This is a genomic window from Saccharopolyspora antimicrobica (genome assembly GCF_003635025.1).
Taxonomy (GTDB): Bacteria; Actinomycetota; Actinomycetes; order Mycobacteriales; family Pseudonocardiaceae; genus Saccharopolyspora; species Saccharopolyspora antimicrobica.
The window spans coordinates 6239547-6254257 of sequence record NZ_RBXX01000002.1; the positions used below are offsets into that span (position 1 = coordinate 6239547).

The 14711-nt window shown below is 71.8% G+C and carries 13 protein-coding genes; 4 read left to right on the top strand and 9 right to left on the bottom strand.

Translation table 11 applies throughout. From position 1 onward, the window contains the following. The first annotated feature begins 15 nt into the window (after window positions 1-15). The 3 genes from ATL45_RS29670 to ATL45_RS29680 are packed head-to-tail and all read left to right on the top strand — an operon-like array spanning window position 16 to window position 3574. The gene (locus ATL45_RS29670) at window positions 16-507 is read left to right on the top strand and encodes a 2Fe-2S iron-sulfur cluster-binding protein (protein ID WP_093146299.1); all 492 of its coding nucleotides are present in this window, start codon (window positions 16-18) and stop codon (window positions 505-507) included. Further along, window positions 504-1490 carry an FAD binding domain-containing protein gene (locus tag ATL45_RS29675; protein ID WP_093146300.1) on the top strand — a complete coding sequence of 329 codons (987 nt, stop codon included), beginning with the start codon at window positions 504-506 and terminating at the stop codon, window positions 1488-1490. Before ATL45_RS29670 ends, ATL45_RS29675 begins: the two co-directional genes overlap by 4 nt. Beyond that, entirely contained in the window at window positions 1487-3574 is a 2088-nt protein-coding gene (locus ATL45_RS29680) for a xanthine dehydrogenase family protein molybdopterin-binding subunit (RefSeq protein ID WP_093146301.1), read from the top strand. The genes ATL45_RS29675 and ATL45_RS29680 overlap by 4 nt, the downstream gene beginning before the upstream one ends. Here ATL45_RS29680 and ATL45_RS29685 read toward each other — a convergent pair. The 6 genes from ATL45_RS29685 to ATL45_RS29710 all read right to left on the bottom strand — a co-directional run bounded on the left by ATL45_RS29685 (window position 3549) and on the right by ATL45_RS29710 (window position 8724). Next, window positions 3549-4376 (bottom strand): SGNH/GDSL hydrolase family protein, encoded by an 828-nt coding sequence (locus ATL45_RS29685; protein ID WP_093146302.1) that lies wholly within the window; start codon window positions 4374-4376, stop codon window positions 3549-3551. The genes ATL45_RS29680 and ATL45_RS29685 overlap by 26 nt on opposite strands. Before the next feature lie 76 nt (window positions 4377-4452). Then, a complete protein-coding gene (locus ATL45_RS29690) occupies window positions 4453-4833 on the bottom strand; it encodes a nuclear transport factor 2 family protein (RefSeq protein WP_093146303.1) in 381 nt (126 codons plus the stop codon). Between the two features lie 304 nt (window positions 4834-5137). Then, a complete protein-coding gene (larC, locus tag ATL45_RS29695) occupies window positions 5138-6283 on the bottom strand; it encodes a nickel pincer cofactor biosynthesis protein LarC (protein ID WP_093146304.1) in 1146 nt (381 codons plus the stop codon). Beyond that, window positions 6280-6948 (bottom strand): nickel pincer cofactor biosynthesis protein LarB, encoded by a 669-nt coding sequence (larB, locus tag ATL45_RS29700; protein WP_093146305.1) that lies wholly within the window; start codon window positions 6946-6948, stop codon window positions 6280-6282. Before larB ends, larC begins: the two co-directional genes overlap by 4 nt. Then, window positions 6945-7769 (bottom strand): ATP-dependent sacrificial sulfur transferase LarE, encoded by an 825-nt coding sequence (gene larE, locus ATL45_RS29705; RefSeq protein ID WP_093146306.1) that lies wholly within the window; start codon window positions 7767-7769, stop codon window positions 6945-6947. The genes larB and larE overlap by 4 nt, the downstream gene beginning before the upstream one ends. A gap of 199 nt (window positions 7770-7968) precedes the next feature. Then, entirely contained in the window at window positions 7969-8724 is a 756-nt protein-coding gene (locus ATL45_RS29710) for an SDR family NAD(P)-dependent oxidoreductase (RefSeq protein WP_093146307.1), read from the bottom strand. Window positions 8725-8969: 245 nt separating this feature from the next. Between ATL45_RS29710 and ATL45_RS29715 the strand changes: the two genes are divergently transcribed. Further along, on the top strand, window positions 8970-10472 hold the full coding sequence (locus ATL45_RS29715; protein ID WP_246025622.1) for a helicase HerA-like domain-containing protein: 1503 nt from the start codon (window positions 8970-8972) through the stop codon (window positions 10470-10472). A gap of 33 nt (window positions 10473-10505) precedes the next feature. Here the strand turns inward: ATL45_RS29715 and ATL45_RS29720 are convergent, their stop codons facing one another. The 3 genes from ATL45_RS29720 to ATL45_RS29730 all read right to left on the bottom strand — a co-directional run bounded on the left by ATL45_RS29720 (window position 10506) and on the right by ATL45_RS29730 (window position 14684). Next, window positions 10506-11540 (bottom strand): family 2 encapsulin nanocompartment cargo protein polyprenyl transferase, encoded by a 1035-nt coding sequence (locus ATL45_RS29720; RefSeq protein ID WP_093147381.1) that lies wholly within the window; start codon window positions 11538-11540, stop codon window positions 10506-10508. A gap of 266 nt (window positions 11541-11806) precedes the next feature. Beyond that, window positions 11807-13201, bottom strand: a complete 1395-nt coding sequence (locus ATL45_RS29725) for a family 2B encapsulin nanocompartment shell protein (RefSeq protein WP_246025623.1) — start codon at window positions 13199-13201, stop codon at window positions 11807-11809. Between the two features lie 55 nt (window positions 13202-13256). After that, complete coding sequence (locus ATL45_RS29730) at window positions 13257-14684, bottom strand: family 2B encapsulin nanocompartment shell protein (RefSeq protein ID WP_093146309.1); 1428 nt, start codon at window positions 14682-14684, stop codon at window positions 13257-13259. Between the last annotated feature and the right edge of the window lie 27 nt (window positions 14685-14711).

Below are 14711 nucleotides of genomic sequence, written 5' to 3' on the forward strand. Positions count from 1 at the left end.
TTGAGGGGAGGCGCTTTGGACACCGAGATAACCCTCGTCGTGGATGGCGTCGAGCACAGCCTCGTCGTCGACACCCGCACCACGGTCCTGGACGCGCTGCGCGAGCGGCTCGGCATCACCAGCCCGAAGAAGGGCTGCGACCAGGGCCAGTGCGGTGCGTGCACGCTGTTGCTCGGCGATCGCCGGGTCAACAGCTGCCTGATGCTGGCGGTGGCCTACGACGGCGCGAACCTGCGCACCGCCGACGGCCTGGCCGATGCGGACATGCACCCGCTGCAGCGGGCGTTCATCGAGCACGACGCGTTCCAGTGCGGCTACTGCACACCGGGTCAGGTGGTGTCCGCGGTGGGCATGATGCAGGAGATGCGCGAAGGGGAACCCAGCGCGGTCACCGCCGACGCCGCGGAGCTCAGCGACGAGGTCCGCGAGCGGATGAGCGGCAACCTGTGCCGCTGCGGCGCCTACGCCAACATGATCCCGGCGATCGTGGAGGTCGCGCAGCGATGAGGCCGTTCCGCTACCAGCACGCACCGGACATCGGCAGCGCGGTGAGCGCGCTCGCCGAGGCACCCGAGGCGGCGTACCTGGCCGGTGGCACCAACCTGGTCGACCTGATGAAGCTGGAGGTCGCGGTGCCGGACCTGCTGGTCGACGTCCGGGAGCTGACCTCCGACCGGATCGAAGCGCACCCGGACTTCGTGCGGATCGGCGCGGCGGTGACCAACAGCGCGCTGGCCGCCGACCCGGTGATCCGCCGCCGGTTCCCGATGCTGTCGCAGGCGGTCCTGTCCGGCGCGTCGGGGCAGCTGCGCAACCTCGCCACGACCGGCGGAAACCTGTTGCAGCGCACCAGGTGCCCCTACTTCCAGGACCTCAACACGCCGTGCAACAAGCGCGAACCGGGCACCGGCTGCTCGGCGCGGGAGGGCTTCCAGCGCGACCACGCCATACTCGGCGCTTCCGAAGCGTGCATCGCCACCCACCCCTCGGACATGGCCGTCGCGCTGGCCGCCCTCGACGCGGTGGTCAACACCGAGGGGCCGCGCGGGCCGAGGGCGATCCCGCTGGTGGACCTGCACAGGCTGCCCGGCGACGAACCCGAGCGGGACACGGTTCTGGAGCACGGCGAGCTGATCACCTCGGTCGACGTCCCGCAGCTGGACTTCGCCACCAACTCCCGCTACCGCAAGGCCCGCGACCGCGCGTCCTTCGCCTTCGCGCTGGTGTCGGTGGCCGCGGCGGTCGACACCGCTGACGGCGTCGTGCGCGATGTCCGCCTGGCGCTGGGCGGCGTCGCGCACAAGCCGTGGCGGGCGACCGATGCCGAGGCGGCGCTGCGCGGTGCCGAAGCGTCGGTGGAGGAGTTCCGCCGGGCCGCCGACGCCGAGCTCGCCGGGGCGAGGCCGTTGCCCGGCAACGAGTTCAAGATTCCCTTGGCGCGCAACATGATCGTCGGCGTGCTTTCCGAGCTCTCGGGGGTGCCGCGATGACCGCGACGACCAGCATCATCGGCGCTCCCGTGGACCGCATCGACGGCGCGGAGAAGGTCCGAGGCGCGGCGCTGTACGCCGCGGAGCACCCGGTCGACCAGCCGGTGCACGCCTTCCCGCTGCAGGCCGAGATCACGCGCGGCCGGATCACCGGCATCGATCCCGCCGAGGCGATGAGCGAGCCGGGCGTGATCGCGGTGCTCACGCACGAGAACGCCCCGGAACTGGCCTCGGCGCAGGATGCCGAGCTGGCCATCCTGCAGTCCCCGGAGATCGCCTTCCACGGCCAGCTGATCGGGGCGGTGCTCGCCGAGAGCGTCGAGGCCGCGCGCCGGGCGGCGCAGCTGGTGCACGTCGGCTACGAGCAGCAGGCGCACGACGTCGACCTGCACCCGGCGCGGCCCGACCTGGTCAAGCCGGAGCTGGTCAACGGCGGGTTCCGGACCGACACCGCCGAAGGCGACGTGGACGCGGCGCTGGCCAGCGCCGCGGTGGTGGTCGACGAGGTCTACACGACACCGCAGGAGCACAACAACCCGCTGGAACCGCACGCCACCATCGCCAGCTGGACCGACGGCGACCTCACCCTCTACGACTCCACCCAGGGCGTGCACTGGGTGCGGGAGAGCATCGCGGCGGTCTTCGGCCTGGACCAGCAGCGCATCCACGTGGTGTGCCCGCACGTCGGCGGCGGTTTCGGCGCCAAGGGCGTGCCGCACGCGCACGTGGTGCTGGCCGCGATGGCCGCCCGGCTGGTCGCGCCGCGGCCGGTGAAGCTGGTGCTGACCAGGCAGCAGATGTTCACCATCGTCGGCTACCGCACCGGCACCCTCCAGCGCCTCCGGCTGGGCAGCGACGCGGCGGGCCGGCTGACCGCGATCAGCCACGACGCGGTGTCGCAGACCTCCCGGATCAAGGAGTTCGTGGAGCAGACCGCGGTTCCCACCCGCACCATGTACGCCGCGCCCAACCGCCGCACCACGCACCGGGTCGCCGAGCTGGACGTGCCGGTGCCGTCGTGGATGCGGGCGCCGGGCGAGTGCCCCGGCATGTTCGGCCTGGAGGTGGCGGTGGACGAGATGGCCATCGCCTGCGGCCTGGACCCGGTGGAGTTCCGCATCCGCAACGAGCCGGACACCGACCCGTCGACCGGACGTCCCTTCTCCAGCCGGAACCTGGTGGCCTGCCTGCGCGAAGGAGCGCAGCGCTTCGGCTGGGCGCAGCGCGATCCCGCACCGCGCTCCGGTCGCGACGGCCGCTGGCTGGTGGGAACCGGAGTCGCCTCCTCGACGTACCCGGTGTTCAGCATGCCTGGGACGCGCGCCACCATCCGGGCCCGGCCGGACGGCCGCTACCGGGTGCTGATCGGCGCGGCCGACCTCGGCACCGGCGCGTGGACGGCGCTGACCCAGATCGCGGCGGACGCGCTGGGCGTGGAGATGTCCGAGATCCAGCTGAGCATCGGCGACACCGACCTGCCCTACGCCTCCGGTGCCGGTGGTTCGACCGGGATCACCTGCTGGGGCTCGGCGATCGTGGACGCGGCCCGCCGCTTGCGCGCGCAGCTGCCGAACGGCGAGCCGATCCCGGACGAGGGCATCGAGGTCACCGGGACGCTCCCGGACAACCCCTACGCCGGGCAGATGGCGATGCACAGCTTCGGCGCGCAGTTCGCCGAAGTCCGGGTGCACGCCGACACCGGCGAGGTGCGGGTGCCGCGGATGCTGGGCATCTTCGCGGCCGGCCGGATGGTCAACGCCAAGACGGCGCGGTCGCAGCTGCTGGGCGGGATGACCATGGGCCTGTCCATGGCGCTGCACGAGCACAGCGTGGTGGATCCGCGCTACGGGCACGTGGTCAACCACGACTTCGCCGGCTACCACATCGCGACCAACGCCGACATCGGTGAGATCGAGGTGGACTGGATCGACGAGCACGACCCGTACGTGAACCCGATGGGCACCAAGGGGATCGGCGAACTGGGCATCGTGGGCACCGCGGCGGCGATCGCCAATGCGGCCCACCACGCGACGGGCATCCGCGTCCGCGATCTGCCGATCACGCTGGACCGCTTCCTGACCTAGGCGCGGTGAACCGCTGCAGCGCGGCGCGCAGCAGCACCCGCAGGCAGTACCGGACCAGGTAGTGCCCGCGGACGAGCAGCCACGGGAGTCCTTTGCCGACCAGCCAGCGCAGGTGGTCGAAACCGCTGGTCCGGATGCCGCCGGAAGCGGCCAGGGAGACCTCGCCGGGCACCGCGACGCCGACGGCCTGGAACTCCTCGGCCAGTGATGCGGCCAGCAACCGGTGACCGAGCTCGGACGGGTGCAACCGGTCGACGCTCCACGTCGTCGGGTGGTAGACGCCGGGCAGCCGGTCCAGGTCGACGATCCCCGCCGCGTGCTCTTCGGCGACCTCCTCCAGGATCCGGTTGAGCGCGTCGATCCGCCTGGCCAGCGCCGCGCGCAGCGGCCCGGGCAGCCGGAAGACCCGCCCGTGGTCGTGGTAGCGGATCGTCACGACGATCGTCCCGGCCGCGGTGAGCGCCCGCACGACCTCGGTCAGCAACCGCCGCAGCCGCAGCGGGTCGAAGTCGTAGCGCATCGTGTCGTTCATGCCGACCAGCACCACGGCGGCCTCCGGCGCGGCGCGCAGAGCCGCGGGCAGCTGGGTGCTGTGCACGTCGGCCACGCGAGCTCCGCTGGACGACACGTTCGCCAGCTCCGCCGCGCCGAGCGCTTCGGCCAGCAGCGGGGCGAAGCCCCGCCAGCCGCCGGCCACCGGATCGCCCATGCCCGCACCGACCGAGTCGCCGAGGACCGCCAGCGCGCGAACTCGTCGCGGACCCGCCCGGTCCGCCAGGATCGCCTCCTGCACGACGATCATGGTGATCGGCGATCACCCTGCCGCGATGAGGCGGCGGTGACGATCCGGCAACCGGTGGGCGAAGAATCGGCGCGCCTCAGCCGGGCTGGTAGCCCTTGCCCGGCCAGAACGGCCATTCCTCGAAGGAACGGCACTTGCCGTCCGCGGCGAAGCCGATGACCCACAGGTCGCGGTACTCCTGAGCCGGCGGACCGCCGTACTGGACCGCCACGCGGACGACCGCGGTGTCACCTTCGAGAGCCACCGGAGCGCTGGTCATCCGGAACTGCTCGTCCGGACCCGAGCGTTCGGCCTCCCACATCCGCGCGATCGCGGGCAGTCCGGTGCGCGGTTCCTGGTACGGCGCCTGCAGGTAGGTGGCGTCGGCGGTGAAGAGCCCGGCGAGGGCGTCGACGCCCGGTGCCCGCCACGCCCGCTCGTACTCGGCGACCCACGCGAGTGCTCGTTCCCAGTCCATGCCACCGGAGCCTGGCACACCTGCCCGGACCGCGCGTGATCGTCAGTCGGCCCGCTCCGGTGCCGCGACCTCGGCCGGGCGCCGGGCGGCGCTGGTCTGGACCTCGTGCAGTGCGATGAAGGCGAAGTTCCCGGCCAGTGCGACCACGTTGACCAGGTGCAGCCCGTTCGCGTAGTGCCGGGCGCGCCGCTGCGCGTAGTGGATGAGGCCCCAGGAGAACAGCTGGTGGGCGAGGTACCCGAGCTACGCCGTCGCCCTGGGACGACTACGAGCACTTCCGCGCACAGCTGCTCAAGATCGTCCGTCACGGCTCCGAGGGCTGAGCGGCCAGAGCCCGGGCCGCGACGGTGCGGAGCGGGAGGCCGAGCGCGGTCGCGGCCGCCACCACGTCGTCGTGCTCCGGTTTGGTGCGCCACGGTCCGTGCTTCAGGCGGATCTCGTGGCCTTCCACGATGACCGTCGTGGTGCGGCGGGGGAGCGCCAGCCGGTCGACCGGCTGACGTCGGATGCCGAGGCTGCCGGTCTCGGCGAGCACGAGCTCGGTCAGCTCCGGTTCCCGCTGCGGGTGGCACAGGACGTGCAGCACGTGGGCGGGGCGGGACTTCTTCGCCGTCGCCGGGGTGGTCCACGCGTCGGCCGCACCGGCCAGCAGCGCGCGGTCGATGACGTGGCCGAGCAGCTCGCCGGTCACATCGTCCACATTGCACTCCAGGACCACCATCGGCTCGGCGGAGGCGTTCAGCGGTGTGCCGGTGGTCGCCGAAAGCACGTTGGGCCGCTGGGAGAACCGCCGGTTACCGGCACCGTACGCGGTGTCCTGCACGATCATCGCCGGGGGCGGGGCGAACCTGGTCCCGGCCGCTTGCAGCAGTGCGGCGCCAGTGGGCGTCACCGTCTCACCGGGCAGGTCGGTGCCGACGACCGCTGCGCCGCGCAGCAGCTGCAACGTCGCCGGGGCAGGAGCGGGGAGCACGCCGTGCGCGCAGCGGACGGTGCCGCTGCCGAGCGCCAACGGCGCGGAATGCACTGCTGTGATGCCCAGAGCGTGCAGTGCGGCGGCCACTCCGACGGTGTCGACGACGGTGTCCAGTCCGCCGATCTCGTGCAGGTGCACGTCGTCGGGATGCTGGCCGTGCAGCGCGCCTTCCACCTCGGCGATCGCGCGGACAGCCGACGCGGCCAGTTCCGCGACGGGCTCCGGCCGGGCTTGCCGCACCCGGGCGAGCAGTTCCGAGGCGTGCCGTTCGGTGCTGGTGTCGTCGACCTCCACCACGGCCCTGGTCGCCGCGATCCCGTCGACCTGGACCTGCTCGGCGCGCAACCGCCAGCCCGCCAGCCCGGTCGAGTCGATCGCGGCGCGGACCTCGTCGATCGGCGCGCCCAGCCCGAGCAGCGCGCCGAGCAGCATGTCACCGGACACGCCGGTGACCGGGTTGAGCCAGAGGATCATCGAAGTCCTGCCGCGGTGTGGGCGAGCCGGTGCGCGGCCATCGCCGCCCCGAACCCAGAGTCGATGTTGACCACCGTCAGCCCGGCCGCGCACGAGGTCAGCATGGCCAGCAGTGCCGTCACGCCGTCCAGCGCCGCGCCGTAGCCGGTCGAGGTGGGCACCGCGATCACCGGGCAGGCCACCAGGCCGCCGACCGCGCTGGCCAGCGCGCCCTCCATGCCGGCCACCACGATCACCGCATCCGCCCGCGCCAGGTCATCGCGAGCCGCCAGCAGCCGGTGGATGCCTGCGACTCCGACGTCGCGCACGACGTGGGTGGCCAGGCCGATCGCGGTGCAGACCGCTTCGGCTTCGGCGGCGACGGGCCAGTCCGCGGTGCCCGCCGTCGCGATGCACACCCGGAACGGCCGGGGCTGCGCAGGCCGCCACACCAGCAGGCGGGCGGTCTCGTCGTAGTCGCCGTCGGGCACGCGGACCTGCGCGGCGGTGTCGGCGTCGACCCGCGTCACCAGCACCGGGCCGGTGCTGCGGGCGAGCAGTTCGGTGACGATGCCGGTGATCTCCGAGGGTTGCTTGCCCGGGCCGTAGACCACCTCGGGCAGGCCCTGCCTGGCCTCCCGGTCGGTGTCGACCCGCGCGTAGCCGAGGTCGGCGAAACCGCTCATGACGCGCTCCGGACCGGTAGCAGTGGCAGCAGCGCGTTCATCCGTCCACTTCGGAATCCGCCCAGGTCCACGGCGCAGAACTGGAACCCGGCCTCGCGCACGACCCGGTCCAGCTCGGCGTGGTGGGCCGCGGCGCGCTGGATGTCGGCCTCGGGAACCTCCAGCCGGGCCACGGTGCCCTGCCCGTGCGCGCGCACCCGGCACACGTCGAATCCCATTGCGCGCACCGCGGATTCCGCGCGCTCGATGCGTCCGAGGACCTCCGGTGTGACCGTATCGCCGTAGGCGACGCGGGAGGCGAGGCAGGCTGCTGCGGGCTTGTCCGCGGTGCCGAGCCCGAGTTCCCGGCTCGCCCGGCGAACGGCTTCCTTGGTCAGCTCGGCGTCGACCATCGGGGCGATCGCACCGCGCTGCGCGGCCGCCCGCTGACCGGGGCGGTGATCCCCGAGATCGTCGAGATTGGTGCCCAGCGCGATCCGGGCGCCCAGCGCCGCCGCCAGCGGCTCGAGGGCGTCGAACAGCGCGGACTTGCAGTGGTAGCAGCGGTTTCCGTCGTTGGCGGCGTACTCCGGCCGCTCCGCCTCGTCGGTGCAGACCTCGACGTGCGCGAAGCCGCGGGTGCGGGCGAACTCCCTGGCCTGCCGCCGTTCCGCGGCGGCCAGGCTGGGGGAGACGGCGGTGACGGCCAGCATCCGCGCGCCGAGCACCTCGTGCGCCACGGCCGCCAGCAGGGCCGAGTCGACACCGCCGGAGAACGCCACCACCAGGGCTTCCTCCTCGCTGATCCGCTGCCGGAGCCGATCGAGTTCGGGCGCGCTCACGGGCTCACTCCTTCCACACTGAGAGCTTGACCTTGTTCTTTTGTCTTCGAAACGCCGGAGGCGTTCAGCTCACCCTCAGCGTTCGCCCGGCGAGGACAGCCCGTGTATCGGGCATACATCAGTCCGGGATCCCGGAGTCCAGGCGGGCGCTGAGGTTCCGCCACCCGCACCGCCACGCAAATCGACCGACACGCAGTTCTCAGATGGCGGTCATGCCGCCGTCCATGACGAAAGCGCTGCCGTTGGCGAAGCGGGCCCCGGCCAGGAAGACGATGCCCTCGGCGACCTCTTCCGGGGTGCCCATCCGGCCGTCGAGCTGGCGCTTCTCCATGGCCTCGCGCGCGGCGCCCGGATCCGGCGCGTCGGCCAGGATCTTGCCGATCCACTCGCTGGCCACCGTTCCCGGGCAGATCGCGTTGGCCCGGATACCGCGGTCGGCGTAGTCGACGGCGATGGAGCGGGTCAGGCCGATGACCCCGGCCTTGGACGCGCAGTAGGCGGCCCGGTTGCGCACGCCGACCACTCCGGCGACCGAGGAGACGTTGACGACGCAGCCGCCGCCGGCCGCCACCATCCGGGGCAGCACGATCCGGCAGGTCTCGAACAGCGCGGTGAGGTTGACGCCGAGCACGGCGTCCCAGTCCTCGCGGCTGGTCTCGGTCAGCGTCGCGGCGACCCCGATCCCGGCGATGTTGGCCAGCAGCTCAGGTGCGCCGCCGAAGTGCTGCTCAGCGCGGTCCACGGCCGCCTCGAACGCATCGGCGTCGCGCACGTCCAGCGCGACCGGCAGTGCTTCCGAGCCCGCCGCGGCGACTGCTTCCGCGGCCCGCTCCGTCCCGTCCGCGGCGATGTCGACGGCCACGATCCGGTAGCCCTCGGCGGCGAGCGCGACGGCGGTGGCGTAGCCGATGCCGGATCCCGCACCCGTGACGATGGCCGTGCGAACGTCGTGCAACGGACTGCCTCCTGGTGCTCCACAGTGGACCGAAGGGTCGGTGCGGGCGGATCATCCGACCACTGCACTCTAGGCGGGGAGTGGACCGCGCTGTCAAGGGAGAGATCGGCTGTTGACGGCCGCTGTGCGGGGCGGTAGTGCCGGACTCACCGACGTGTCGCTCGTCCGGGTGGCTCGCCGGGGATCCGGCCGGGCGCGGACCTAGTGTTCGAACCGGGGACGGATCGGCGGGCGGGGAGGACCTGGTGGCGGACGACGCGGCGCGGCAGATCGCTTCGGGCTATGCGACCGGAGGAGCTGCCGTCGAACTCGGGGCGGTGGTCGTGGACGGCGCGGCCGACGCCGGGGCGGCGGTGCGCATCCCGCTGGCCACGATGAACCGGCACGGCCTGGTGGCCGGGGCGACCGGCACCGGCAAGACCAAGACGCTGCAGCTGCTGGCCGAGCAGCTCTCCGAGGCGGGCGTGCCGGTGCTGCTCGCCGACGTCAAGGGCGACCTCTCCGGGCTGGCCGCGGCGGGCGAGGGCGGGCAGAAGGTGGCCGAGCGCGCCGCCCAGGTCGGCGACGACTGGCGAGCCACCGCCTGCCCAGTGCAGTTCTGGTCGCTGGGCACCGGTGGGCGCGGCGTGCCGATCCGCGCGACCATCACCGGCTTCGGGCCGCTGCTGCTGGCCAAGGTGCTCGGCCTGAACGCGACGCAGGAGTCGACGCTGGGCCTGATCTTCCACTGGGCCGACCAGCGCGGCCTGGCGCTGCTGGACCTCAAGGACCTGCGCGCGGTCATCCAGTACTTGACCAGCGACGAGGGCAAGGCGGAGCTGACCGGCATCGGCGGGGTCTCGGCGGCCACCGCCGGGGTGATCCTGCGCGCGCTGTCGAACCTGGAAGCGCGCGGCGGGACCGACTTCTTCGGCGAACCGGAGCTCGCGGTCGCAGATCTGTTCCGGCAGGTCGACGGCAAGGGCGTGGTGAACGTGCTGGAGCTGGACGACGTGCAGGCCGACCCGGTGCTGTTCTCCACGTTCCTGATGTGGCTGCTGGCCGAGCTCTTCGAGGAGCTGCCCGAGGCGGGCGACCTCGACCGCCCGAAGCTGGTGTTCTTCTTCGACGAGGCGCACCTGCTGTTCTCCGGTGCGTCCAAGGCGTTCCTGGAGCGCATCGAGCAGACGGTGAAGCTGATCCGCTCCAAGGCGGTCGGCGTCTTTTTCTGCACGCAGCTGCCCACCGATCTGCCCAACGCGGTGCTCTCGCAGCTCGGCGCCCGCGTCCAGCACGCGATCCGCGCGTTCACCCCGGACGATCAGAAGGCCTTGAGCCGCACGATCAAGACGTACCCGACCACCGAGCACTACCGGCTCGACGAGGCGCTGACCTCGCTGGGCACCGGCGAGGCGATCGTGACGGTGCTCTCCGAGACCGGCGCTCCGACACCGGTGGCCTGGACCAGGTTGCGGGCTCCGCGGTCGCTGATGGGCACGATCGGGGAGGAGGCTGTGCGGTCGAGCGCGGCCGCCTCGCCGTTGTGCGGCAAGTACCAGCAGACCATCGACCGCGAATCCGCCTACGAACGCCTGGCGAGCAAGGTCGCCGCTGCGCGGCCACCGGAACGGGAGGAGGCCGCACCGGACAAGCCCGGGATCTTCCAGCAGGCGATGGACAACCCGGCAGTCCGGTCGTTCTTCCGGTCGGCGGCCAGCGCTCTCGGGCGGGAGATCACGAGGGGCTTGTTCGGCAATCGACGCCGGTGACCGCCACCCGTCGATGGCGGTCACCGGCGCCGGTCAGTGATCGCGGTGGGTCATCAGGTGGGCCAGAGCGCTGAGCTGCTCGGCCGGCCGCGGGGCGAGGTCGGCGCGGTGCAGGTCGGCCAGCGCCAAGTTGAGCAGGTCGTCGCTCTGGTTCTGGCTCCAGCTGCGCCCGCCCGCCAGGGCGATCAGCTCGGCGGACTGGGCCAGGTCGCTGCCGGACAGCGGCTGGTCGTGGAGGTAGACGGCGGCCAGCCGCTGCCCGGCCGGCGTGCCGGAGGTCAGCGCGGAGACCACCGGCAGGGTCTTCTTGCGGGTGCGCAGGTCGGAGAACACCGGTTTGCCGGTGATCGCCGGGTCACCCCAGATCCCCAGGAGGTCGTCGACGTGCTGGAAGGCCAGCCCGAGCCGTTCGCCGAAGCTGCGCAGCCGCGCGATCTGCTCGGTCTTGCCACCGCCGAACATCGCCCCGAGCGCGCACGCGCAGCCCAGCAGCGCGCCGGTCTTGTCCCGGGCCATCCGCTGGCACTCGGCCAGATCCACGCTGCGGCGGTCCTCGAAGGACAGGTCGGCGACCTGCCCGTTGATCAGGTTCAGCACCGTCGTGCTCAGCGCCCGCACGGCGTCGGCGGCTTCGGGGTGGCGGCACGCCCCGAGCACGTCGGAAGCCAGCGACAGCAGCGCATCGCCGGCCAGGATCGCCGGCCCGCTGCCGAACACCGTCCACGCGGTGGGCCGGTGCCGCCGGGTGACGTCACCGTCCATCACGTCGTCGTGCAGCAGCGAGAAGTTGTGCACCAGCTCGACGGCGACGGCGGCCGGGACGGCCTCCGCGGGATCGCCGCCGACGGCGCTGGCGGTGAGCAGCACCATCGCCGGGCGCAGCGCCTTGCCGCGATCGGCGCGCACCGGATTGCCGTGCTCGTCCCACCAGCCGAAGTGGTACCCGGCGACCTGCTGCATCCGGGTGGGCAACCGGTCGACCGCGGCCCGCAGCGCGGGCTCGACCATGGTGCGACTGCGGGTCAGCGCCTCGTAAGCAGCGCCCGCGCGGCGGGCGTCCTGCTGCATGGTGGTGGTCACAGTCCCGCCTCTCCCTTTTCCGCCTCTCCGCGAATTTCAGTGGTGGTTGCGTTGGGCGTTGATCTCGCGTTTCGCGGTTTCTTGTGGCTGGGTTGCATCACGGTCCCCTGAGGTGCGGTTGAGTAGGACTCCGGTTGACACAAGGAGTGTCAGCGTTCGAAGCGGTGGCGGGAGCCCGGTGACGGGCTCGTGAGCCGAGTTCGCCGGTCGTGAGCGCGCGGCACCGCCGCGCGCTCACGACGGGTCGCGACCGATCAGCGGTTGGTCTCGACGTGTTCGAGGACGCCGAGGGCGTCCGGGACCAGCACCGCCGCCGAGAAGTAGGTGCTGACCAGGTAGGAGATCACCGCCTGGTCGTTGATCCCCATGAACCGCGCGGAAACCCCGGGCTGCTGCTCGTCGGGGAGGCCGGTCTGCTGCAGGCCGACCACTCCGCTGTCGTCCTCGCCGACGCGCATGCACAGGATCGAGCTGGTGCCGTTCTCGCTGACCGGGATCTTGTCGCTGGGCAGGATCGGCACGCCTCGCCACGCGTGCACCTGGCGGCCCTGCACTTCCGTGGTCTGCGGGTAGACCCCGCGCCTGGTGCACTCCCGCCCGAAGGCGGCGATGGTGCGCGGGTGGGCCAGGAAGAACTTCGACTTGCGCCGGCGGGCGAGCAGCTCGTCCAGGTCGTCGGGGGTGGGCGGGCCGGTGCGGGTGTGGATGCGCTGGCGGAGGTCGGCGTTGTGCAGCAGGCCGAAGTCGCGGTTGTTGATGAGTTCGTGCTCTTGGCGTTCGCGCAGTGCTTCGATGGTGAGCCGGAGTTGTTGTTCGGTCTGGTTCATCGGCTGGTTGTAGAGATCTGCGACGCGGCTGTGCACCCGCAGCACCGTCTGCGCCAGGCTGAGCTCGTACTCGCGAGGTTCGAGCTCGTAGTCCACGAACGTCGCGGGCAGCGCCGGTTCGCCGGAGTGCCCGGCGGCGAGCGCGATCTCGGCCTCGCCGTGCTTGTTGTGCACCGGCGTCGGCTGTCCGCGGGTCGCCGCGATGTGCGCCCGCAGCTGGTCGAACCGGAGGTTGACCGCCTGCAGAGCCCGGCTGGTCAGCACGAGGGCGGTGCACGGCGTGACCGCCTTGTAGGTGTGCTGCCAGGTGTCCTCATCGCCGAGGAGCGCGTTCGCGCCGAAGAACTCGCCGTCGGCCAGGACGGTCAGCACGGCTTCGTCGCCGTACTCGGCGGTGCCGACCTTGCTCACCTTGCCGTGGGCGATGAGCACGACCTGCTCTGCGGCCTGACCGGCCCGCGCGATGACCTGACCCGGCTCGTACTCCTGCTGGATGAACCGGTCGGCGAGCGCGCCCAGCGCGGTGTCGTCGTCGAACCCCCGCAGCAGCGGGAGTTCGCGCAGTTCCTGCGGGATCACGCGCACGTCGGCGCCGGTGTTGGTGAAGGTGATCCGGCCGTCGCCGAGCGCGTAGGTCAGGCGGCGGTTGACCCGGTAGGTACCGGCGCCGACGTCGACCCACGGCAGCATCCGCACCAGCCAGCGCGAGGTGGTGCCCTGCATCTGCGGGACGGACTTGGTCGTCGTCGACAGCTGCCGGGCTGCCGCGGTGCCCAGGCTCAACGGGGACGGTTCGTCGGCTCTGGTGTCGGGTTCGGTCACGATGTCCACTGCTCCTAGCTGATCGGTGCTGCGGGTGGCAGAGCTGCGGAACCGCTCACGCCCGGCCGAGTTCGACGTGTTCCAGCACGCCGACCGCATCGGGCACCAGCACGGCCGCCGAGTAGTAGGCGCTGACCAGGTAGGAGATCACGGCCTGGTCGTTGATCCCCATGAAGCGGACGGAGAGCCCGGGCCGGTACTCGTCGGGGATGCCGGTCTGGTGCAGCCCGACGACGCCCTGGTTCTGCTCACCGGCGCGCACCAGCAGCACGGAGCTGGTGCGGGTGTCGCTGACCTGGATCTTGTTGCAGGGCAGGATCGGCACGCCGCGCCAGGACGGCACCTGGTGGCCCTGCAGGTCGATGCTGTGCGGGTAGATGCCGCGCTTGCTGCACTCCTGCCCGAAGGCGGCGATGGTGCGCGGGTGGGCCAGGAAGAACCCGGGTTCCTTCCACACCAGCGTCAGCAGCTCGTCCAGGTCGTCGGGGGTGGGCGGGCCGGTGCGGGTGTGGATGCGCTGGCGGAGGTCGGCGTTGTGCAGCAGGCCGAAGTCGCGGTTGTTGATGAGTTCGTGCTCTTGGCGTTCGCGCAGTGCTTCGATGGTGAGTCGCAGCTGTTGTTCGGTCTGGTTCATCGGCTGGTTGTAGAGGTCTGCGACGCGGCTGTGCACCCGCAGCACCGTCTGCGCGACGCTGAGCTCGTACTCGCGGGGCGCCGGCTCGTAGTCCACATAGGTCCCCGACAGCTGCGGCTCGCCCGCGTGGCCCGAGGAGATCTCGATCTCGGCCTCGCCGTGCGGGTTGTGCTTGCGCTTCGGCTGGGCCAGCGTCTGCCGGACGTGCTCGCGCAGCAGTTCCGAGTGGCCGTTCATCTCCTGGAAGGCCTGCTGCCGCAAGGTGAGCACGGTGCAGCGGGTGACCGCCTGGTAGGTGGAGTTCCAGGCGGCCGCGTCGGCGCCGAGCACGTGCGCGCCGAAGAACTCGCCGTCGGCCAGCACGCCGAGCACGGTCTGGTCGCCGTACTCGCCGGTGCCGATCTTGTTGATCTTGCCGTGCGCGATGAGCACGACCTGGTCGGCGGGCTGGCCCGCGGTGGCGATCACCTGGCCCGGCTCGTACTCCTGCTGCACGAACCGGTCGGCGAGCGCGCCGAGGACGGTGTCGTCGTCGAACCCGCGCAGCAGCGGGAGCTCCCGCAGTTCCTGCGGGATCACGCGCACGTCGGCGCCGGTGTTGGTGAAGGTGACCCGCCCGTCGCCGAGGGTGTAGCTCAGCCGGCGGTTGACCCGGTAGGTGCCGCCCGCTGCCTGCACCCAGGGCAGCATCTTCAGCAGCCAGCGCGAGGTGATGCCCTGCATCTGCGGTTCGGACTTGGTCGTGGTCGCCAGGTTTCGGGCCGCCGCCGTGCTCAGGCTCAACTGCGGTGCAACGCTGCCGTCAGTGTTGAGCGGTTCGGTCCCAGTCACGCCAATACCACCAATCATCTAGCCCGTCGAAAAGTCTCGTCCGAA